Origin of the sequence: Streptomyces sp. NPDC053367 (assembly GCF_044545925.1) — a bacterium.
In the GTDB taxonomy this organism is placed as follows: domain Bacteria; phylum Actinomycetota; class Actinomycetes; order Streptomycetales; family Streptomycetaceae; genus Streptomyces.
The window spans coordinates 81,162-101,431 of sequence record NZ_JBITYN010000004.1 but is presented as its reverse complement, the minus strand read 5'-3'; the positions used below and the strand labels follow the sequence as shown (position 1 = coordinate 101,431).

The 20,270-nt window shown below is 75.4% G+C and carries 19 protein-coding genes; 4 read left to right on the top strand and 15 right to left on the bottom strand.

Features of this window, described 5'->3' with window-relative positions; genetic code table 11:
- Positions 1–57: 57 nt before the first annotated feature.
- Positions 58–1,281 carry a trans-sulfuration enzyme family protein gene (locus tag ACIGXJ_RS13170; RefSeq protein ID WP_399643940.1) on the bottom strand — a complete coding sequence of 408 codons (1,224 nt, stop codon included), beginning with the start codon at positions 1,279–1,281 and terminating at the stop codon, positions 58–60.
- 60 nt (positions 1,282–1,341) lie between these two features.
- Between ACIGXJ_RS13170 and ACIGXJ_RS13165 the strand changes: the two genes are divergently transcribed.
- Entirely contained in the window at positions 1,342–1,833 is a 492-nt protein-coding gene (locus ACIGXJ_RS13165; RefSeq protein ID WP_399643938.1) for an Lrp/AsnC family transcriptional regulator, read from the top strand.
- Positions 1,834–1,866: 33 nt separating this feature from the next.
- The gene (locus ACIGXJ_RS13160; protein ID WP_399643936.1) at positions 1,867–3,558 is read left to right on the top strand and encodes a DUF885 domain-containing protein; all 1,692 of its coding nucleotides are present in this window, start codon (positions 1,867–1,869) and stop codon (positions 3,556–3,558) included.
- Positions 3,559–3,764: 206 nt separating this feature from the next.
- Here ACIGXJ_RS13160 and ACIGXJ_RS13155 read toward each other — a convergent pair whose 3' ends face one another.
- The gene (locus ACIGXJ_RS13155) at positions 3,765–4,247 is read right to left on the bottom strand and encodes a rhodanese-like domain-containing protein (protein WP_399643933.1); all 483 of its coding nucleotides are present in this window, start codon (positions 4,245–4,247) and stop codon (positions 3,765–3,767) included.
- A gap of 164 nt (positions 4,248–4,411) precedes the next feature.
- Between ACIGXJ_RS13155 and ACIGXJ_RS13150 the strand changes: the two genes are divergently transcribed.
- Positions 4,412–4,858, top strand: coding sequence for an Lrp/AsnC family transcriptional regulator (locus ACIGXJ_RS13150; protein ID WP_399643930.1), 447 nt, complete (start codon positions 4,412–4,414; stop codon positions 4,856–4,858).
- Here the strand turns inward: ACIGXJ_RS13150 and ACIGXJ_RS13145 are convergent.
- From ACIGXJ_RS13145 to ACIGXJ_RS13125, 5 genes are all read right to left on the bottom strand, one after another.
- Complete coding sequence (locus tag ACIGXJ_RS13145; RefSeq protein ID WP_399643927.1) at positions 4,852–7,827, bottom strand: AAA family ATPase; 2,976 nt, start codon at positions 7,825–7,827, stop codon at positions 4,852–4,854. The two genes, ACIGXJ_RS13150 and ACIGXJ_RS13145, sit on opposite strands and share 7 nt — an antisense overlap.
- Positions 7,824–8,987, bottom strand: a complete 1,164-nt coding sequence (locus ACIGXJ_RS13140; RefSeq protein WP_399643925.1) for an exonuclease SbcCD subunit D — start codon at positions 8,985–8,987, stop codon at positions 7,824–7,826. The genes ACIGXJ_RS13145 and ACIGXJ_RS13140 overlap by 4 nt, the downstream gene beginning before the upstream one ends.
- A 112-nt stretch (positions 8,988–9,099) precedes the next feature.
- A complete protein-coding gene (locus ACIGXJ_RS13135; RefSeq protein WP_399643923.1) occupies positions 9,100–9,726 on the bottom strand; it encodes a YigZ family protein in 627 nt (208 codons plus the stop codon).
- Positions 9,727–9,762: 36 nt separating this feature from the next.
- Complete coding sequence (locus ACIGXJ_RS13130) at positions 9,763–10,305, bottom strand: SixA phosphatase family protein (protein ID WP_399643920.1); 543 nt, start codon at positions 10,303–10,305, stop codon at positions 9,763–9,765.
- Positions 10,302–11,096 carry a hypothetical protein gene (locus ACIGXJ_RS13125; protein WP_399643918.1) on the bottom strand — a complete coding sequence of 265 codons (795 nt, stop codon included), beginning with the start codon at positions 11,094–11,096 and terminating at the stop codon, positions 10,302–10,304. The genes ACIGXJ_RS13130 and ACIGXJ_RS13125 overlap by 4 nt, the downstream gene beginning before the upstream one ends.
- 179 nt (positions 11,097–11,275) lie before the next feature.
- On the opposite strand from ACIGXJ_RS13125, the gene ACIGXJ_RS13120 reads away from it, so the two are divergent.
- Positions 11,276–11,704: a CoA-binding protein gene (locus tag ACIGXJ_RS13120; protein ID WP_399644835.1), complete on the top strand. Its 429-nt coding sequence runs from the start codon at positions 11,276–11,278 to the stop codon at positions 11,702–11,704.
- 18 nt (positions 11,705–11,722) lie between these two features.
- Here ACIGXJ_RS13120 and ACIGXJ_RS13115 read toward each other — a convergent pair whose 3' ends face one another.
- The 8 genes from ACIGXJ_RS13115 to ACIGXJ_RS13080 form a co-directional block, all read right to left on the bottom strand.
- The gene (locus tag ACIGXJ_RS13115) at positions 11,723–12,022 is read right to left on the bottom strand and encodes a hypothetical protein (protein WP_399643916.1); all 300 of its coding nucleotides are present in this window, start codon (positions 12,020–12,022) and stop codon (positions 11,723–11,725) included.
- Positions 12,012–12,584 carry an RNA polymerase sigma factor gene (locus tag ACIGXJ_RS13110; RefSeq protein ID WP_399643914.1) on the bottom strand — a complete coding sequence of 191 codons (573 nt, stop codon included), beginning with the start codon at positions 12,582–12,584 and terminating at the stop codon, positions 12,012–12,014. Before ACIGXJ_RS13110 ends, ACIGXJ_RS13115 begins: the two co-directional genes overlap by 11 nt.
- A gap of 182 nt (positions 12,585–12,766) precedes the next feature.
- Positions 12,767–13,450 carry a hypothetical protein gene (locus ACIGXJ_RS13105; protein WP_399643912.1) on the bottom strand — a complete coding sequence of 228 codons (684 nt, stop codon included), beginning with the start codon at positions 13,448–13,450 and terminating at the stop codon, positions 12,767–12,769.
- Positions 13,447–13,668, bottom strand: a complete 222-nt coding sequence (locus ACIGXJ_RS13100) for a hypothetical protein (protein WP_399643910.1) — start codon at positions 13,666–13,668, stop codon at positions 13,447–13,449. The genes ACIGXJ_RS13105 and ACIGXJ_RS13100 overlap by 4 nt, the downstream gene beginning before the upstream one ends.
- Positions 13,665–14,279, bottom strand: coding sequence for a hypothetical protein (locus tag ACIGXJ_RS13095; RefSeq protein WP_399643907.1), 615 nt, complete (start codon positions 14,277–14,279; stop codon positions 13,665–13,667). Before ACIGXJ_RS13095 ends, ACIGXJ_RS13100 begins: the two co-directional genes overlap by 4 nt.
- On the bottom strand, positions 14,276–15,655 hold the full coding sequence (locus tag ACIGXJ_RS13090) for a hypothetical protein (RefSeq protein WP_399643905.1): 1,380 nt from the start codon (positions 15,653–15,655) through the stop codon (positions 14,276–14,278). The genes ACIGXJ_RS13095 and ACIGXJ_RS13090 overlap by 4 nt, the downstream gene beginning before the upstream one ends.
- A gap of 10 nt (positions 15,656–15,665) precedes the next feature.
- Positions 15,666–17,522 (bottom strand): hypothetical protein, encoded by a 1,857-nt coding sequence (locus ACIGXJ_RS13085; protein ID WP_399643903.1) that lies wholly within the window; start codon positions 17,520–17,522, stop codon positions 15,666–15,668.
- The gene (locus tag ACIGXJ_RS13080) at positions 17,519–19,582 is read right to left on the bottom strand and encodes a hypothetical protein (RefSeq protein WP_399643901.1); all 2,064 of its coding nucleotides are present in this window, start codon (positions 19,580–19,582) and stop codon (positions 17,519–17,521) included. The genes ACIGXJ_RS13085 and ACIGXJ_RS13080 overlap by 4 nt, the downstream gene beginning before the upstream one ends.
- Between the last annotated feature and the right edge of the window lie 688 nt (positions 19,583–20,270).

The following is a 20,270-nucleotide window of genomic DNA, read 5'->3' as shown; positions in this document are numbered from 1 at the left end:
GACCGTGGACACGGGGCGGCCCGGCGCCTGGGTGCCGGGCCGCCCCTGTCCCCCGGGTCAGACGCCGGCCACCGCCCCGTCATGGGCGGTGGCCCGGCCGGCCGCCGGTACCCCCGTACCCAGCGCCCGGTCCAGGTCGGACCACAGGTCTTCGACGTCCTCCAGGCCCACCGACATCCGCAGCAGGCGGTCGGAGACGCCGGCACCGCGGCGGTCGTCGGCGTCCACGATGCGGTGGCTGATGGAGGCGGGGTGCTGGATGAGGGTGTCGACGCTGCCGAGGCTGACCGCCGGGGTGATCAGGCGGACGTCCGCGATCACGTCGTGCGGTTCGCCGTGCACCTCGAAGGCGACCATCGCCCCGCCGATGCGCGGGTAGTGGACGCGGGCGACGCGCGGGTCGGCGGCGAGGCGGCGGACGAGTTCGGCGGCGGTCTCGGAGGCGGCGCGCACTCGCACCGGCAGCGTGGACAGGCCGCGCAGCAGAAGGTAGCCGGCCAGCGGGTGCAGGACGCCGCCGGTGGCGAAGCGGACCTGCCGCAGCTTCCCGGCGAACTCCTCGTCGCAGGCCACGACACCGGCCATGACGTCACCGTGTCCGCCGAGGTACTTGGTGGCGCTGTGCAGCACCAGCCGGGCCCCCTGCTCGGCGGGGCGCTGCAGCACGGGCGTGGCGAAGGTGTTGTCGGCCAGCAGCGGGACCGAGCCGCAGGCGTGGGCGACGGCGCGCAGGTCGACCTCGGCGAGGGTCGGGTTGGCGGGCGACTCGACCATGACGAGGCCGGTGTCCGGGCGCAGCGCGTCGGCGATGCCGGCCGGGTCGGTCCAGGTGACCTCGGAGCCGAGGAGCCCGGCGGTCAGCAGGTGGTCGCTGCAGCCGTACAGGGGGCGTACGGCGACGACGTGGCGCAGGCCCATGGAGGCCCGGACCAGCAGGACCGCACTGAGGGCGGCCATACCGCTGGCGAAGGCGACGGCGGACTCGGTGCCCTCCAGACGGGCCAGGGCGGTCTCGAACCGGGCGACGGTCGGGTTGCCGAGGCGGGCGTAGACGGGCGGGCCGTCCGGTTCGGCGCCGGTCTCGGCGAAGGCGTCGATCCGGGCGGCCTCGCCGCGGCTGTCGTAGGAAGGGTAGGTGGTGGACAGGTCGATCGGCGGGGCGTGCAGTCCCTGGCGCGCGAGGTCGTCGCGGCCGGCGTGCACCGCCTCGGTGGCCAGGGCCCGGGATGCGGGGCGCCGGCCGTCAACAATGCCCTTGGGCGTGTCCATGTCGGTGTCCATGGACGGAAGGGTGAACACCGGCCGGGTCCCGGGAATCGAACACCGTGCTACGTTCGGCGAGTGGCCGAATCTGTCGTACTGGATCCGGTCGATCTTCAGCTGCTGACCCTGCTGCAGAACGACGCACGGACCACCTACCGCGATCTCGCCGCCCAGGTGGGCGTCGCCCCCTCGACGTGCCTGGACCGGGTGACCCGGCTGCGGCGGGCCGGTGTGATCCTCGGCCATCAGCTGCGGCTGGATCCGGCCAAACTGGGCCGCGGCCTTCAGGCGCTGCTGTCGGTGCAGGTCAGACCGCACCGGCGGGAACTGGTGGGGCCGTTCGTGGAACGGATCCGGGCGCTGCCGGAGTCGCTGACCGTGTTCCATCTGACCGGCCCGGACGACTACCTCGTCCATGTCGCCGTCGCGGACATGGCGGATCTGCAGCGGCTGGTCCTCGACGGGTTCACGGCCCGGCGGGAGGTGGCCCGGGTGGAGACGCGCTTGATCTTCCAGCGGTGGGACTGCGGGCCGCTGCTGCCGCCTTCGCCCTCGGCGCAATCGGGGTGACGTGCGGCGGGCGGCCGTACGAGGATGGTCAACATGTCACAGACCAAGAGCCCGCTGCCCCGTGAGGTCGCCGACGCCTATGTCGACGACCTCGTCGCCCTCGATCCCGTCACCGGTACGTACCTGGGTGTGAAGGAGAGTTCGAGCCGGCTGCCCGACCTCTCGCCCGCGGGGCAGGAGGCCGTCGCCGCACTGCAGAGGGCGACGCTCGCTCGGCTCGACGAGGCCGAGCGGCAGCCCGGCGCGGACAGTGACATCGAGCGCCGGTGCGCGCGGCTGCTGCGGGAGCGGCTGACCGCCGAACTGGCGGTGCACGAGGCGGACGAGGGCCTGCGGGCCGTCGGCAACATGGCCACGCCCGCCCACTCGGTGCGCGAGGTCTTCACCGTCACGCCCGCCGACACCGACGAGGACTGGGCGGCGATCGCCGAGCGGCTGCGCGCGGTGCCGGCCGCGCTGGCGGGCTACCGGGAGTCGCTGGCGCTGGGCCTGGAGCGCAAGCTGTACGCGGCGCCGCGGCCGACGGCCACGTTCGTGGAGCAGCTCGGCGAGTGGGCGGACACCGACGGCGAGGGCCGGGGCTGGTTCGAGGACTTCGCCGCGGCCGGCCCGCAGGCGCTGCGCGCCGAGCTGGACGAGGCGGCCCGCGGGGCGACGGCCGCCGTGGTGGAGCTGCGCGAGTGGATGCGGGAGGTGTACGTCCCCGCGGTCGAGGGCGCCCCGAACACGGCCGGCCGCGAGCGCTACGCCCGCTGGTCGCGCTACTTCAACGGCACGGACCTCGACCTGGACGAGGCGTACGCCTACGGCTGGGCGGAGTACCACCGTCTGCTGGGCGAGATGAAGAAGGAGGCCGAGAAGATCCTGCCGGGCGCCGAGACGCCGTGGGTGGCGCTCGCGCACCTCGACGAGCACGGCCGGCACATCGAGGGCGTGGACGAGGTCCGTACGTGGCTGCAGGGCCTGATGGACCAGGCGATCGAGGCGCTGGACGGCACCCACTTCGAACTCGCCGAGCCGGTGCGGAAGGTGGAGTCCTGCATCGCGCCGCCCGGCAGCGCGGCCGCGCCCTACTACACGGCCCCGTCGGAGGACTTCTCCCGCCCGGGCCGCACCTGGCTGCCGACGATGGGGCAGACCCGGTTCCCGGTCTACGACCTGGTGTCCACCTGGTACCACGAGGGCGTGCCCGGCCATCACCTCCAGCTCGCGCAGTGGCAGTACGTCGCGAAGGACCTCTCGCGCTACCAGGCCACCATCGGCGGGGTCAGCGCCAACGCCGAGGGCTGGGCGCTGTACGCGGAGCGGCTGATGGACGAACTCGGCTTCCTCACCGACCCCGAGGAGCGGCTCGGCTACCTGGACGCGCAGATGATGCGCGCGGCCCGGGTGATCGTCGACATCGGCATGCACCTGGAGCTGGAGATCCCGGCGGACTCGCCGTTCCACCCGGGTGAGCGCTGGACCCCGGAGCTGGCGCAGGAGTTCTTCGGCGCGCACAGCAGCCGCCCGGCCGACTTCGTGGAGAGCGAGCTGACCCGCTATCTGACGATCCCCGGCCAGGCCATCGGCTACAAGCTCGGCGAGCGCGCGTGGCTGCTGGGCCGCGAGAACGCCCGCAAGCGCCACGGCGACGCCTTCGACCTCAAGTCCTGGCACATGGCGGCCCTGTCGCAGGGCTCGCTGGGCCTGGACGACCTGGTGGACGAGCTGTCGGCGCTCTGACAAACCCCGCCGGCCAGGGAGGGGGCGGCGAGGCAGCGAGCCTCGCCGCCCCCCCCCTGCCGACGCCCCTCTGCCGACGCCTCTCTGCCGACTCCCTGAGGGGCGCACCCCAGGGGCGCGGGGAACTGCGCGACCAGCCGACGACAACCGTCAGCCGAACCCTCGCGGAACCCCTACGGCGCTCGGCCCCGCCCCAGCGGCAGCGCCTAGCAGCCGCAGTCCTCCGCCCCCACCGGCGCCGTCAGCGGGTCGGCGTCCCGCTGCCCACGCCCCTCCCAGGTCTCGAAGGCGAAGCCCTCCCGCACCCAGTACTCGAACCCGCCGAGCATCTCCTTGACCTGGAAGCCGAGTTCGGCCAGGGCCAGCGCCGCACGGGTCGCGCCGTTGCAGCCGGGGCCCCAGCAGTAGGTCACGACGGGTACGGACTTGTCGAGGAGCTGCTCGGCCTGCTCGGGGATCAGCGCGGTCGGCAGGTGGACGGCACCGGGCACATGGCCCTGATCCCAGCTCTCGGTGGAGCGGGAGTCCAGCACGACGAAGCCGGGGTCGCCGCCGGCGGCGAGGGCCGCGGCCACGTCGGACACGTCGGCGTGGAAGACGAGGCTGGCGCGGAAGTAGGCGGCGGCCTCGGCCGGGGCGGCGGGGGCGACGCGCAGGACGGGGTTGACGGCGGGGGCGGTGGTGGTCATCGCGGGGGCCTTTCTCGCTGGCTGTTCACTGACGCTCGTCACTGACCGCGCTGTCACTGACTGCTCCGTTGCCCAGAAATCTACGGCCGTGGATCGTCGTCCTGAAGGGCCGTTCCACGGTCCGGCCCTTGCTGCGCCGGGGATTCCCCTGCTATCCATCGGGGATGACCGCGTTTTCCCCGGACGCCACCGACTGGCGCATCCTCGACGTCCTCCAGCGGGACGGCCGCGCCAGCTTCGCCGAGCTGGCCCGGGCCGTGCAGATGTCCGCGAGCGCGGTCACCGAGCGGGTGCGCCGGCTGGAGGAGGCGGGTGTGATCCAGGGCTACGCGGCGGTGGTGGACCCGGACCGGCTGGGCATGCCGATCCTGGCGTTCGTCCGGCTGCGCTACCCGAACGGCAACTACAAGCCCTTCCACGACCTGGTCTCCGTGACGCCGGAGATCCTGGAGGCGCATCACGTCACGGGCGACGACTGCTTCGTGATCAAGGTCGCCGCCCGTTCGATGAAGCACCTGGAGGAGGTGTCGGGCCGGATCGGCGCCCTGGGGTCGGTGACGACCAGTGTCGTCTACTCCTCCCCGCTCCCCCGTCGCCCGCTCGGTCAGTGACCTCGCTGCCGCAGCGTCGAACCGGATCTGCCCTTGACGACCTCCAGCTGGGCGTGGATCCGGCGGCGCAGGTCGGGCACATGGCTGACGATGCCCACGCTGCGGTCCCGCTCCCGGAGTGAGTCCAGCACGTCGAGGACCTCGTCCAGGGTCTGGTCGTCGAGGCTGCCGAAGCCCTCGTCGATGAAGAGGGTGTCCAGGCGGACGCCGCCCGTCTCGTCGGTGACGACGTCCGCGAGACCGAGGGCGAGGGCGAGCGAGGCGAAGAAGGTCTCGCCGCCCGACAGGGTGGAGGTGTCCCGCTCGCGGCCGGTCCAGGCGTCCACGACATGCAGTCCGAGGCCGCTGCGGCCGCGTCCGGAACGGTCGTCGGAGTGGACGAGGGTGTAGCGGCCGGAGGACATCCGTCTCAGGCGCACGGTCGCCGCGGCGGCCACCTGTTCCAGCCGGGCGGCCAGCACGTAGGACTCCAGGCGCATCTTGCGTTCGTTGTCCGCCGCGGTGCCCGCGGTGAGGGCGGCCAGCCGCGCCACCCGGTCGTACTCCTCGCGCAGCGGGGCGAGTCGGCGCACTCCGGCGGCCGCGTGCCGGGACAGCCGGTCGAGCTCGGCGCAGCGCCGGTCGGCGGCGTCCCGCACGGACGCCGCCTCGCGCACGCGCCGGGCCGCCTCCGCGGCGGCCTGCTCGGCGCGCGCGAGGTCGGCGGGCGGGCGCTGGGCGGCGGCCGCGGTGTCGGCCTCGGCGAGGACGGCCCGGACGGCGGCCTCCTCGGTCTGCCAGGCGTCGAGGCGGCGTTGCAGTTCGCGGTGGGCGGCGTCGTCCAGGAGGGCGTCCGCGGCGGCCTGCGGGGTGTCGAAGCCGGCCCGGAACGCGGCGTCGGCGAGCCGGGCGTCGGCGTCCTTGAGCCGCTGGGCGGCGTCCTCGGCGGCGCGGGCGGCCTCCGCGGCGGCGTCGAGCAGCGCGGCCCGGCGCTCCAGTTGGGCGGCGCGCGCGGCGACGCTGTCCAGGGTGCCCCGCGCCTCGGTCAACTCGCCTTCCAGCGCGGTCCGTTCCCGGTCGAGGGCGTCGCGGCGGGCCGCGCGGGAGGCCGACCGCAGCGCGGCCTCCTGGCGGGCGTCGGTGCGCCGCCGGTGCTCCGCCTCGGCCCGGCGCAGCTCCTCGTGCGCGGGATGCAGCCCGGAGGCCTCACCGCGCGCCTGCGCGTAGCGCCGCTCCAGCTCCTCGGCCTCCTCGGCGAGCCGGGCGGTGGGGGTGTCGCCCGCCTCGGCGGTGGCGGCGGCCAGTTCCTCGCGGAGTCCACCGAGCCGGCGCTCGTCCCGCGCGCGGGTCTCCTCGGCCTGCTGGGAATCGGCCAGCGCGCGCTCCTCGGTCTCGCGGTCGACGTGCCCGGCGACCCTGCGGGCGGGCGCGGGGTGCTCGGTGGCGCCGCAGACGGCGCAGGGTGCGCCGTCGTGGAGGCCCGCGGCGAGTTCGGCGGCGATGCCGGTGAGCCGCTGCTCCTTCAGGTCGAGCCAGTGCGTACGGGCCCGGACCGCGCGCTCCGCGGAGGCGAGGGCCTGCTGCCGTGCGGCCTCGGCCTCGGTGGCTAGCCGGTCGCGCCGCTCGGCCGCCTCCAGCCGCCGCCGGGCGGGTTCGCGCTGCACGGCGAGCTGCTCCGCGCGGGTGGCCGCCTCCTGGGCGGCGTCGATGCGGGCCTGGAGGGCGGCGCGGCTGGTGTCCCATTCGGCGAGCCAGGCGTCGGCCTCGGCGAGGACGTCCTCGTCGGCGCGCTCCTGACGGTCGAGCCCCGCGCGCTCGGCGAGGAGGTCGGCCAGGCGCTGTTCGGCACGCCGGGCGGAGTCCAGGCCGCCCAGTTCCTCGGCGGCCCGGCGCGCGGCGGCGGCCAGTCCTGCGGCGCCCGCGTCGGCGAAGGTGTCGGGCAGCAGCGCACGCGCGTGTGCCTCGGCGGCGGCCGCCCGCCGGTGCTCGGCCTCGGCGGACTCCCGCAGCTCCAGCGCGGGCGCGACCGCCTCCGCCTTGCGGCCCCGCTCCATGCGTTCCAGCGCCGCCCGGTGGGTGTCCGACCGCTCCTGGAGCAGCCGCGCCCGCTCCCGCGCCTCGGTGAAGCGCCGCTGGAGCCGCGCGGTTTCCCGTACGTCGGTCAGGGCGCGGTCGGCGGCGGCCTGCGCGGACTCGGCTGCGGCCAGTCCGCAGCGGGCGACGGTCAGCTGCTCGCGGGCGGTGCTGCGGGCGACGGCCGCCGCGCTCAGCACGGCCTCGGCGAGGCCGGGGTCGCCCGGGGCCAGCTCCGGCAGCTCCATGGCGTCGCCAGCGGCCTGCTGCATGCGGTGCGCGTCCGCGAGCAGGGCGGCGTCGCCCTCGTGGACGCCTGTCTGGGTGGTCCGGCGGCGCTCGGCGAGGCGCTTCTCCACGTCGGCGAAGCGCTGGGTGTCGAAGAGCCGGCCGAGCAGCTTGCCCCGGGCCTCGGCGTCGGCCCGCAGGAACCGCGCGAAGTCGCCCTGCGGCAGCAGCACGACCTGGCAGAACTGCTCCCTGCTCATGCCGAGCAGCTGGGTGATCTCCTCGCCGACCTCCTGGTGGGAGCGGCTGAGGTCCTTCCAGGCGCCGCCCTTGTACTCCCGCAGCCAGGTCTGGGCCTTGTCGAGCGTCGTCCCGGTGCCGCGCTTCTTGGGGCGCTCCCAGGGCGGCTGCCGGGTGATCTCCAACCGGCGTCCCGCGACGGTGAGTTCGAGCGTCACCGACGTGCGCGTGCCCGGGGCGGCGTGGTCGCTGCGCAGGTTGGTGCCGAGGCGGGCGCCGGGCACCGAGCCGTACAGGGCGTAGCAGACGGCGTCCAGGACGGAGGTCTTGCCCGCGCCGGTCGGTCCGTGCAGCAGGAACAGGCCGGCCGCGGACAGGGCGTCGAAGTCGACGGTGTGGGAGGCTCCGAAGGGGCCGAAGGCGGTCAGATCGAGCCGGTGCAGCCTCATCGGGCCACCTCCCGCACGCTCGCGTCCACGCGCACGGCGTCGAAGGCGTCCCGCAGCACGGCCCGCTCCCGCTCGTCGGGCCCGGTGCCGCGCACATGGGCGACGAAGTCCTCGGCGATCTGCTCGTCGCCGCGTCCGGCCAGGCGCCTGGCGTACGACACGTCGGGGTCGTCGGCGGTGCGCTCGGGTTCGAACACCAGGCTGAGGGTGTGGGGGAAGCGCTCGGTGAGCCGGGCCATGGGCTCGGCGGGGCGTACCGCGTCGGTGAGGGTGGCCTCGATCCAGGACTGCTCGTGCCGGTCCAGGGCGGGGTCGGCGAGCAGTTCCTCCAGGGTGCCGCGCAGCCGGGCCAGCGCACGCGGCACGGGGCAGTCGACGCGCTCGGCGCTGACCTGTCCGTGCCCGTCCAGGTCGACGATCCACATGCTCTTGCGGTGGCCGGCCTCGGAGAAGGAGTACGGCAGCGGGGAGCCGGAGTAGCGCACGCGCTCGGTGATGGTCTGGCAGCCGTGCAGATGCCCGAGGGCCACGTAGTCGACGCCGTCGAAGACTCCGGCCGGGACGGCGGCGACGCCGCCGACGGCGATGTCGCGCTCGCTGTCGCTGGCCTCGCCCCCGGTGACGAAGGCGTGCGCGAGGACGACGGACCGGGTGCCGTGCGCGCGGGTGGCGAGGTCGGCGCGGACCCGGTCCATGGCCGCCGCGAGCACCGCCTCGTGGCCCGGCCCGTCCACGGCGAACTCGTCCTTGACCAGGGCCGGTTCGAGATAGGGCAGTCCGTAGAGGGCGACGTCCCCGAAGGTGTCGCGCAGCACCACCGGTGTCCCGCACGCCGCCGGGTCGGTCCGCAGATGGATTCCGGCCCGCCCGATCAGCCCGGCGCCCACGCCGAGGCGCCGCGCGGAGTCGTGGTTCCCGGAGATCATCACCGTGGGGACGCCGAGGTCGGCGAGCCGGTGCAGGGCGTCGTCGAACAGCTCGACGGCGGCCAGCGGAGGCACCGCGCGGTCGTACACGTCTCCCGCCACGACCACGGCGTCGACCTCGCGCTCACGCGCGGTCGCGACGAGGTGGCCGATGAACTCGGACTGGGCGCCGAGCATGCTCACCCGGTGGAACGCCCGGCCGAGATGCCAGTCGGAAGTGTGCAGGAGCCTCATGATCCCCGAGACTAACGGCCGGGTCTGACATCACGGGCGGTTACTCCCGTACCGCCCGTCATGACCGATCTCACAGACGGAAGTTATGCCCGATTCGCCCCAATTGGCGCGCCTAGGCGTCCCCGTACGCCTCGCCGCCCAGCTCGAACCCCGCGGTGCCGGCCGTCGCGTCGGCGAGCCAGGCGCGGAAGGCGTCGACATCGGCGTCGGGGAGGCCGATGTCGATCGTGACCTGCTCGGCCCAGCGCACGTCGCGGACCTCGCGGCCGGTGGCGCGCAGATCGTTCTGGATCTTGCCGGCGCGCTGGTGGTCGACGGTGACCGTGGCGAGGCGGAAGCGACGGCGGGTGATCGTGCCGAGGGTGTCGATGGCCTCGCCGACGGCCCCGCCGTACGCGCGGATCAGGCCGCCCGCACCCAGCTTGACCCCGCCGTAGTAGCGGGTGACGACGGCGACCACGTACCGCATGTCGCGGCGCAGCAGCATCTGCAGCATGGGGACACCCGCGGTGCCGCCCGGTTCCCCGTCGTCGCTGGCCTTCTGCACGGAGGCGTCGGCGCCGATGACGTACGCCCAGCAGTTGTGGGTGGCGTCGGCGTGCTCCTTGCGGACGGCCGCGACGAAGTCCTGCGCCTCCCGCTCGGTGGCGGCGGGGGCGAGCGCGCACAGGAACCGGGAGCGGTTGATCTCGATCTCGTGCACGCCCGCGTGGGCGACTGTGCGGTACTCGTCCTGCATCCGGCCACCCTATGCGCTGCCCCGCCCCGGCCGCCCCTAGGGTTTCCTCCCGCGCGGGACGACCATGGCCGTCAGCAGGGCGCAGCCCGGCGCCAGTGCCTGCCAGGTGTGGCCGTACCAGGTCAGGACGGCGATCGCCGAGGTCGGGAACTTCTCGTGGACCGCGTCCAGGGCGCCGTCCATGTCACTGCCGGCCAGGGTGAGGACCAGCTCCTCCAGGCCGGGGTTGTGGCCGATCAGCAGCAGCGTGCCGACCTCGGGCGGGGTCTCGCGCGCCACGGCCAGCAGGTCCGCCGCGTCGGCCGCGTACACCCGGCGGTCGAAACGCACCCGCGGCGGCGTGCCCCACTCGGCCGAGGCCAGTTCCCACGTCGCACGCGCGCGTGCGGCGGTGGAGCACACGGCGAGGTCCGGCAGCCAGTCCCGCTCCGCGAGCACCCGGCCCGCGACGGGCGCGTCCCGGCGGCCGCGCGGCCCGAGCGGACGCCCGTGGTCGGCCACCCCCTCCGGCCACGCGGACTTCGCGTGCCGCAGGACGACCAGCCGGCGCAGCGGGCCCGCGCCCGCGCGGGGGTTCATGCCTCTCTGCCCAGGTCGCGGGTGAGCTCCAGCCCGAGCAGCCGGTCCGCGTACGCGTACGTCTCGAAGCGCGCCCCTTCCGGCACCTCGGGCCCGGCCGCCTCCACCCGCTCCAGCACCCGCAGCACCCCGGGCACGTCCAGGTCGTCCTCCCACGCCTCCCGCAGCCCCGCCCGCACATCGGCGGGAATCGGCCGCGAGGGCTCGCGCGCCCAGGCGGCGACGGACCTCCGCCAGCGCCCCAGGGTGTCCTCCGCCCGGTCCAGCAGGGCGGAGTCCAGCCGCAGGGGCTCGCTGCGGGGCCGGGCGAGAAGAGCGAGGCGCAGGACGGCGGGGTCGGGGGCGTCGGTGCGGTCGGGATCCGAAAGTGCCAGGCCGGGCGACGTGCCGTCGGCGGCGGCCACACCGATGAGCACCCCCTGCGGAGCCGGGCCGCCGGCCCCGTCCGCCACCACGTGGAGGACCTGCGCCTCGCCGAGGCCCGTGCCCACGTCCCGGCCGTCCTCGAAGGGCCGTACGCCCAGAGCCGCGGCCGCCGCCCGCAGCTCCACCGCCTCCGGTACGCCGCTCAGCACCGCCCACACCGGTGTGCCGCCCAGCTCCAGCGCGCGCACCAGCAGGTCGGCGACCAGCAGCACACGCAGTGCCGTGAGGCCGGGCCCGGACGCACGGGCCTCGACCCGTGTCAGGCCCCGGCGGACGGGGGCGGCCTCCACGGGCTCGCCGGTACGGGCGTCGATGATGCGCAGCACGAGGCGAGCGTAGGCGGAGGGACGGGGCGGCGCAGACATGTCGTACGCATTCCGGTCACGGCGCCGCCCGGTCGCCCTCCCCCGCACGGAGAGCCGGCGGCGGGGACACGGGGGCACCGACCGCGGCACGGGCGGGGAATCTCGGGGGCCCCGCCTCTGTTGCCGCCACCGTGGGCGGCAGCGCCCCCGGTACGACGACGAGGCCCAGGGAGGCCATGGTGTACGGCGACGCAGAGACGGTCCGCAAGATCCTCACCGAGGACGGTGACACCTGGGCCCTGGTCGGCCTGTCCTCCAACCGGGGCCGGGCCGCGTACGGCGTCGCCGCGGTCCTGCAGCGGTTCGGCAAGCGGATCGTGCCGGTCCACCCGAAGGCGGAGACCGTGCACGGGGAGCAGGGGTACGCCTCGCTCGAGGACATCCCCTTCGACGTGGACGTCGTCGACGTGTTCGTCAACAGCGACCTCGCCGGGGACATCGCCGACCAGGCCGTGGCCAAGGGTGCGAAGGCCGTCTGGTTCCAGCTCGACGTCATCGACGAGGCCGCGTACGAGCGCACCCGCGCGGCCGGCCTCGACATGGTGATGGACCGCTGCCCGGCGATCGAGATCCCCCGGCTGCGCCAGGGCCTGTCGGACAGGCCCTAGAGGGCCGGGGCCCTGCCGTCAGGAGGGCCCGGCGCGGGTCAGCTCGCACCTCCCGTTCGCGCAGGACCGGCGCAGCCTCCCGGCCGAGACGGTCTCCATGAGGCCGATCGCCCAGCACATCGGGCAGCCGCGCAGCGCGACCAGGCCGACCGGGGCGAGCAGCAGGCTCGCCGGGCCCACGACCGGCAGCAGGGCCAGCGAGGCCACGAGCGCGCCGAAACCGACCGCTCCGCGGGCCAGATGGCGCGGGACGCTGGCGCTGGCGAAGCCACGGCCGGCCTCGGCGGCGGGTGCCGCCGTGCTCGGGTCAGGCGTCATCATCGGTTCCCTTCGTTCCGGCCGGTACGTCGTCCAGGGCCGCACGGACCGCCGAACGGGCCCGGTGCAGGCGGGACTTCATCGCGGCGGTGCTCAGCCCGAGCCGGTCGGCCACGGTGCGGCCGGGCAGGCCCTGGATGTCCCGCATGACCAGCACCTGGCGCTGGTCCTCGGGCAGCGCGGCGACGGCGGCCGCGACACGTTCGGCCTCCAGCCGCAGCAGTACGTCCTCCTCGGCGGAACGCGTGGCGCCGGGCCGGGCCGGCTCGGCGGCCGGGCCGCGGTGGACCAGGGAGCGGGTGCGGCGCAGGCACTCGTTGCGGACGATGCGGAACATCCACGAGGCCAGCGCCCCGGAGGCCCGCAGCATGCCGATCTTGCGGTAGAGGATGATCAGCGCTTCCTGCGCGGCGTCCTCGGCGTCCTGGGGGGTGGCGCACAGCGAGTGCGCGAACCGGTGCACGTGCGGATAGGAGCCGTACACCAGCGCGCTGAGCGCCTCCACGTCGCCGCGTTGCGCCGCGGTGACCAGGGTGCCGCCGGGCCAGGTGCGGTCAGCCACGCTGCCGCCTCCTGCGGCGCAGCGTGACCGTGCACACGCAGAGCAGCAGCGCGGCTGCCGCCACGACGATGACGACTGTGGTCATGGGGTCCTCCCGGTGGGTGCGAGGCGGACGCGTTCGTCCGCACACCTATGAGAGGCACGGCCGGCCCCAAAGGATTCCGCCCTGTCCCGATCCGTTCTCAGCGCCCTGCCGCCAGCAGGAACACCACCGCGCCCGCGACCACCCCGAACGCGCCCAGCACGGTGTGCAGGCGGGCTCGGCGCAGCGCGGCGCGGACCTGCCAGGCGTGCGCGAGTTCGAGGAGGTCGCGGCGGCGGCGCAGGGCCTGGTCGGTGCTGGCGCGGGCCAGCGTGAGGCCGTGGGACGCCTCGGCGCGGCGGCGGGGGTCTGTCTCGTGGACGAGGAGCGACTCCAGGTTGGCGGCGACCCTGCCGTGCAGCCGGCAGGCGGCGTCCAGCTCGGCCGGCGTCGTACCGAAGGGGCCGTAGAACGCCCGCGGGCATGCGGCCAGTTCGTCGTGCAGGTCGCGCAGCTCCCGCTGCTCGCGCGGGGTCGGGTCCGTGAGGACGCGCAGGGTCGTCAGACGGGGGGTGAGGGCCTCGCCGGTGTGCCAGATCGCCCACGCCACCCCGAGCACGGCCAGGGCCAGACCCGCCGTCGCCAGCGCCAGGTCGCCGCCGCCCCGTACCTTGCCGATGCCCGCGAGGGGCAGGCCGCCGAGCATCACTCCGCCGACCGCGGCGAAGGAGGCGATGGTCCAGCGGGCGGTCGTCCGCATGTCGGTGACCGCGAGCTGGGCGGCGGACACCAGGGGGGAGGCGTCGGCGGGGAGCTGCGGCCGGGGGTCCGATGGGGTGGTCACCCTCGCTCCCGGCCGTCGGCGGGGTCCTGTCCGGCGGGGCCGTCCTCCGCGTGGGGACGGATCACCGGTGACTCCCGGACCACGGGCAGCTCGTCCCAGTCGGGGACGGCGACATCGGCGTACCTCTTCCAGGCGGCGCCGTCGTAGAACTCCGCCTCGCCCCGGTCGTTGATGCGCACGGCGCCGAATTCCGGCGCACCCTCGTCGTCCGCGCTCATCCCGCTCCTCCTCTGCTCGCACAGGAGTTGATGTAGTACAGCTCTACCTCCACCCGGTCCGCCGAACCCCCGAACCAGAACGCGCGCGTGCCCACCTGCCCGCCGCAGAAGGCCCGCGGGCGGCCGGACCTCAGGGCGCGGTTCACGTCCTCGGCGAGGTCCGTCGCGGCGCCGAGCATGTCCTGCGGGGCCAGTCCGAAGGTGATGACCATGCCGATGCGGCGGCCGTCGGCGCTGTGCCGCATCTCCCTGTCGAGCGCGGCCACGATCCTCCCGCGGTCCGCGGCGTTCAGCGTGCCGCCGCCGGCGGAGCGGCGCGTGGCTCCGTCGCTCAGCGTCACGGCGAAGGTGTGCCTGCGGGGGTCCAGGCCCACCGGGCCCTTCCGGGTCCGCGAGGGCGCGGGAGCCGGGGACCGGGGCGGGGACTCCGAGGCGGAGGCCGAGCCGGACGGCGACGGCGACGCGCCCGCGGTGGTGCCGGCGTCCGGGCCGTCCGCGGCGGCCATGCCCACGACCACCAGGAACAGCACGAGGAACAGGTCGGCGAAGAGCCAGCCCGCGAGATGCCGGGGCGGGACACCGGGGACGGTGCCCTGGCGGGGCGGGCTCACGTGCGCTCCTCCCCGTACCACTCGTCACCGGGCCGCCGCGGCGCGGGCGGGGCCGCGCCGTTGCCGCCCGCGGGCGGGACGCCCGGGCCGGGCGCACCCGGGGTCCGGGGCTCCCCGAACCCCCCTGGCCGGCCCTGGCCGTTGGCCGGGCCACCGGGCCCGCCGGAGTCACCGGGCCCGCCGGAGCCACCAGGCCCGGATCCGGTGGCCCCACCGGACCACCCGGCCCCGCCGGACCACTCCGCTCCGGCGGACCCCCCGTACCCGGCCTCGCCGTCCGAGTTCGTCATCGCCGCCGAGTAGGGCGCCGTGGGTCCCCGACCCGTCTCCAGCACCGCCAGCACCCGCTCCAGCGCGTCCATGTACGAGTACAGCCGCTGACTGGTGTCGACGAACAGCAGCATCGCCTCCCCGACCCGCCGCGTGGTCTCCGAGACCTCGTCGGCCACGGTCGCGTGGACCCGGTTGGCCTCCTGGGAACTGCCCGCGGCGGAGCGCAGTTCGGCGAGCAGGCGGGTCAGTGTCTCGCGGGTGGCGTGCTCGTCGGCGCGCAGTTCCTCGCGCATCGCGGCGAAGTCGCGCAGGAGCTGGTGCGGGACCGTGAGGGAACGGCCCATCTCGCTCAACTCCCGGGCCGAGTGGGACCACGCGTCCAGCGCGGTGACGAACCTCCCTTCGGGGCCCGGCTCGAAGATCTTCGCCATGCGGTCCGTGCTGCTCTGCATGGTGCGGGAGAGCCTGGCGGTACTGGTGGTGATGTCGCGGGCCACGCCGACGAGTTGCCGGGCGGGCACGTTCGCCACCTCCAGAACCGCCTGCTTGGACAACTCCATGGTGAGGACGGCGAGATGGCCGGCGACCTGCTGCCGCAGGCCCTCGCGGGACGCCTCCTGCCCGGCGGCCCATTCGAGGCGCTGCAGCCACAGGGTCGCGCCGATGACGGCGGTGATGAGCAGCACCACGATCAGCACGGCCGTGCCGCCGAAGCCGGAGGCCCACAGTTCGAGGAACGTGGTGCCGGCCGGGGCGTCCTCGAAGTCGTCGAACGCGGTCCACAGCGAGAACCAGGTCACCGCGATCGGCAGGAACACGGCGACGTCACGCCCGGCGGACAGCCAGGCGGTGAGCCGGCCGTCGCGCGGCTGCGCGTCCGGCACGAGCACCTCGGGCGGATAGGCACGCAGCAGGTCGACCCCGGTCAGCGCGCGTCCGCCGGACCTGGCGTCGGCGGCCATCCAGGTCAGCACCGAGCGGCCGGGGCTTTCGGCGGGCAGCCTCCGGGCGTCGGCGGCCAGCGCGTCGGCGGCGGCGGCCAGGGCGTGGGAGGTCTCGGGCGCCGGTGGTGAGGCGGGCTTGCCGTTGGTCTTGCCTGCCACTGGTTCTCCCTCAGTCACGGGCGTCGAGCGGATGGGGCCCGCGCCGGGCGGCGGGGTGGGGCAGCTGGAGGCGGAAGTACTGGTCGACGACGGCGGCGAGGACGGCCCGGCGGGCTCGGCCGCGCCGGCAGGTGTCCAGCAGCGTCCACAGCAGCGCGGGCGACGGGCGCGGGCCCGCCGCCTCCAGGACGGCCGTCACCGCGCGCGGGCCGAGCAGGCGGGAGCCGATGGTCCAGCGCAGCAGCAGGCGGTACAGCTGGACGGCCCGCGCGGGGTTCCGCGGGGCCATGCGGTCCACGGCGTCCGCGAGGAACTCGGTGCGGCGCAGCATGTCGTACGCGTCGCGGCGGCCGCGGGCGGGGCCGTGTTCGGCGCAGCGTTCCAGCAGGGCGCGGGCCCGTTCCGGTTCGGCGCGGCTGATGCGGTCGATCTCGCGGATCAGCTCGCTGGTGGTGAACCGGCCCACGAGAACCTCCGTCAAGTCGTCGAGACCTGCCGAGGACAGGCCGATGCGGGCGGCGCAGGACAGCAGGGGCACCACGTCGAAGGCCTCGGCCCGGCGGGCGGCCAGCTCCATCCGTTCGTCGAGCACTCCGCGCACCAGGCCCGCGTCGGGCGGGGCGGCGCGCAGGACGTCCTCCAGTTCGCTGCCGGTCCCGTGCGCGGCGGCCGCGTCGAAGCAGCGCTGCACGGCGGCGAGCAGTATCTCCTCGCGCACCTGCGGATAGGGCGCGAGTGCGGGCGTGCGCGCGGCCCAGGAGTGCAGCAGGGCGGCCAGGTGGCCGTCGCGCAGGCGGGACAGTTCCAGCCGTACGCGGGGCAGTGCGGCACGGCTGTGCAGATAGGCGGCCTCGGTCGGCGACAGGTCGCCGTGCGGGGCGGCCTCGAGCAGGCTGGTGAGGTCGCTGAGCAGGCCGGGGGCGACGCTGTGCTGTTCGAGCCAGTGCTGGACCTGCTCGGTGGAGGTCAGCGGCAGCGAGGGCCGCAGCCGGCCCAGGGCGTCCCGGCCGCGGCGGCGGTGCAGCCGCACGAGGAGGGCCGCCTGGGCCCGCATCGGACCGGCGGGCCCGTCGGTGCCGTCGGGGGCGGTGGCGTCGATCCGGCGCCGGCTCCCCTGCAGTCCGGCCGTCGCGTCCGGTCGTACGAACACGAGCTGCGGGAGTTCACGGGCCGCGTCGGACTCCTCCCGGGTGGCGAACGTCCAGTCCCCGGCGACGACCTGGCCGAGCAGTTCGGCCAGGGCGTGCACCACGACCTCGCCCGGTACGGGTGAGCCGACCACGGTGAGCGGGGCGCCGGGGCGTTCCATGAGGGCCTCGGCGAGCCGGGTCAGCAGTCCCTCGGGCACGGCGAGGGCGGCGGTGTCGAGGTCCTGGAGGAGGTTCTCGCGGTGCAGCAGCAGGGCGCGCACCCGGTCCAGCGGGACACGGGGCAGCAGTTCGTCCTCGGGGCCGCGCGGGCCGCGGTCGTCGAGGAGGGCGCCCTGGCGGGCCCGGGGCGGGAGCCAGTCGTCCCAGTCGCTGCGGCAGGCGGCGAGCGCGAGGTGCAGGTCCATGCTGTCGGCGGGGCCGGTGAGGACGTGTGTGAGGGTGGACCCCGAGCGGCCGTGCGGGTCGCGGGCGGGCACCTTGCGCAGCAGGGCGGCCTCGTGGCCGTAGCGCAGGTAGACGAAGCCGGGGGCCGAGGCGTCGGCCGGGTCGGCGGTGTCGTCCTGGGCCGCCCACACCAGGTGCTCGATGCGGTTGTTCCAGCGCAGCAGCGCCTCCCGCTCCAGGGAGGTGGTGACGGGGCCGACGTCACCGCGGCCGATGAGGGAGCGCTCGGACCAGCGGTAGACGGTGAGGTCGGCGCGCGCGGCACGGATCATGCGGTGTGCTCCCCCGTGCCGAGGACGGCGTCGGCGGCCGGACCGGTCATGACGCCGCGCATCGCGAACAGGGCGAGCAGCGGCCGCAGGACGCGCTGCTGGCGGAACGCCTTCTCGTCGAACAGCCGCGGCCCGCTGGGCTGTTCGCGCGGCGGCGTGCCGGTGGCGGAGGCCAGGTGGAGGGTGGACCAGCGGCACTCGCCGGGCAGTTGGAGCCAGTCGGCGCCGCCGCGCGCCTGGAGGAAGGCGTGCACGTCCTCGCTCTCCCGCTCGACGGTGGTCAGATCCCCCTCGGCGTCCGGCTGCTCGTGCAGCCAGCCGTCGATCTCCCGGTAGCCGCGGAAGCGCAGCAGGTCGGACTTGGTGACGACGAGCGCGCACGGCACGGGCAGGAACGGCACTGCGGGGTCGGCGAGTTGCTGGCGCAGCCGCTGGCGTACGTGCTCGAAGGCGGGGTCGCGGCCGGCGGCGGAGCGCTGTCCGGTGAGACCGGGCACGCGGGTCGGGTCGACCACGCACAGCAGGGCGTTGAGCCGGTTGAGGAAGTCCATGTCACGGCCGGTGCGCTCCAGCCGGCCGCCGGCCACGTCGAAGAAGATCACGCTGTGCGAGCGGCCGGTGTGCTCGTCGGTGACGACCATGCCGGTGGAGTAGCGCGGATCGGGCCGGTCCACGGTGGCGCGCAGTTCCTGGCGGCCGTCGATGAACGGGGTGACGGTCTCGGTGAGGTAGCGGTGGTAGTGCAGCGGGTCCAGTGCCTCGGCCCGCAGGCCGAACCTGGCCATGACGGTGGGCTTGCGGGCCTGGTCGATCATCGCGGCGAGGAGATGGGACTTGCCGGTCGTGGAGGCGCCGACGAGGCCGACGCGGACCGGTTCGGTGCCGAACGACGGGTAGCGGTACGGGATCTCGTGCTGCGGCACGTCGTCGTTGCCGGGGCAGACGACGTAGGTGCGGGCGAGCTGGGCGTTGCGGGCCTCGTCACCCGCCGGGGTGCGCTCCCGCTCGGGCACCATGCCGCGGGCCTCGTCGAGGACGACCCGCTCGGCGGTGTCCCACGCAAGGTCCCGCAGGCACATCGGGCACTCGACGACGAGTCCGCGGACGGCACCGGGGTCGGGCTCCCGGTGCCGCCGCAGCCGCAGCCGCCGCCACCAGTCCGGCGGGGCCTCGGCGCCCCCAGCACTACGTACGGCGGTGGCGGCCCGGCCCCCTCCGGCCCGCAGCCGGCGGGCGCGCAGGGCGCGGAACTCGGCGCGGGCGGCCTCCTCCCGGCGGCGCGCCTGCTCGGCGAACGGCCGCTCGAACAGCCCGGCGGGCCCACCGTCCGCGGCCAGGCGCCGGGCCAGTTCACGGGCGGGCGCGTACCTCCCGTGGCCGAGCGGGAACGCGCCCCGCACCAGCTCACGCAGCCAGTCCTCGTGCCCCTGGTCCAGCAGGGCGTGCAGATGCTCGCGGGAGGCGCCGCGCGGGACGGTCTCGCCGGTGGCGATCCAGAAGGCGACCAGGGCCGCGCTCTGCACGTCCTGCTCGGCGCCCGCGGGCAGTCCGGGCCGGAACCCGGGCGGGTCCCAGGGCGTGAGGGGCCGGTCGGGCAGCGGCTCACCCGCGCGCACGGCGCCGTCCAGGCCGGACAGCTGCAGTCCGTCGGCCGCGTCCCACCACAGGTGCTCGGGGCCGATCCGGCCGTGCACCAGGCGCGGCCCGTGCACGGCGGCCACCGCCTCGAACAGGTCCTGCACCACCCGGCGCAGCCCGGGTCCGTGCAGCGGGTCCGGGGAGCCGAGGTCGGCGAGGCGGGTGCCGCGGCGGTCGATGAGCAGCCGGTGCGGCGGGGAGCTGTCGTCGTAGGCGAGGACCTGCACCAGCTGACGGGGCAGCCGCGCACCGTGGAAGCCGGCCAGGACCCCGGACAGTTCGAAGTGCCGCCGCATTCGCTCCTGCGCCTCGCGCCCCACGGCCTCCTGCACCATGACGGGATGCCGTCCGGGCGTCCGGCGCAACCGCCGCGTGCGGTAAGGGGGTTCGTCGAAGACGGCCCCTTCCCCACTCTCGGCCACGAGCCCGAAGGAGACCAGCTCGAAGGAGTCCTGGCCGGGGGCCCGCTGCTCGGAGGCCCCTTGCTCGGAGGCCCGTTGCTCAGGGGCCCGTTGCTCCGAGGCCCGCTGCTCAGGGGCCCGCTGCTCGGACGGCCCTTGCGGGGAGGGCCCTTGCGGGGAGGGCCCTTGCGGGGAGAACCCGGCCCCCGAGGTCTCCTGTCCCGAGGACCTCTGCCCCCAGGCAGCCTGGCCGAACGGCATATCGCCCGCGGACCCCCGCGCCGAAGGCCCCGGCCCGGCGGCCGCACTCCCTAAGCGCCCCGCCCCGGAAGGCTCCTGCCCTGATGCCTGCCCCGAGGTGCCCTGCCCCAGAGGCTCCTGCCCAAAGGCCGCCGGCCCAATAGCGCCCGGCCCAGACGACCCCTGCCCGGAAGACCCCGGCCCGGAAGACCCCGGCCCCGAGGGCACCTGACCCGAAGCCCCCTCCCCCGAGGACCCCGGCCCGCGGCCGTCCGCCCCCGGCCGTCGTCCCCAAAACTGCTCCACCCCGGACGCCCGCTCCCGGAAACCCTCCGCCCCGGACGGCCGCTCACGGGCCCACTCCGCCCCGCCGGGCCGTTCCCGGATCTCGTCCGCACCCGTGTCAGCCGCCCCCGTGTCAGCCACCCCCGCGCCACCTCCCCGTCGGGGACCGCTGGCCCGTCCGGCC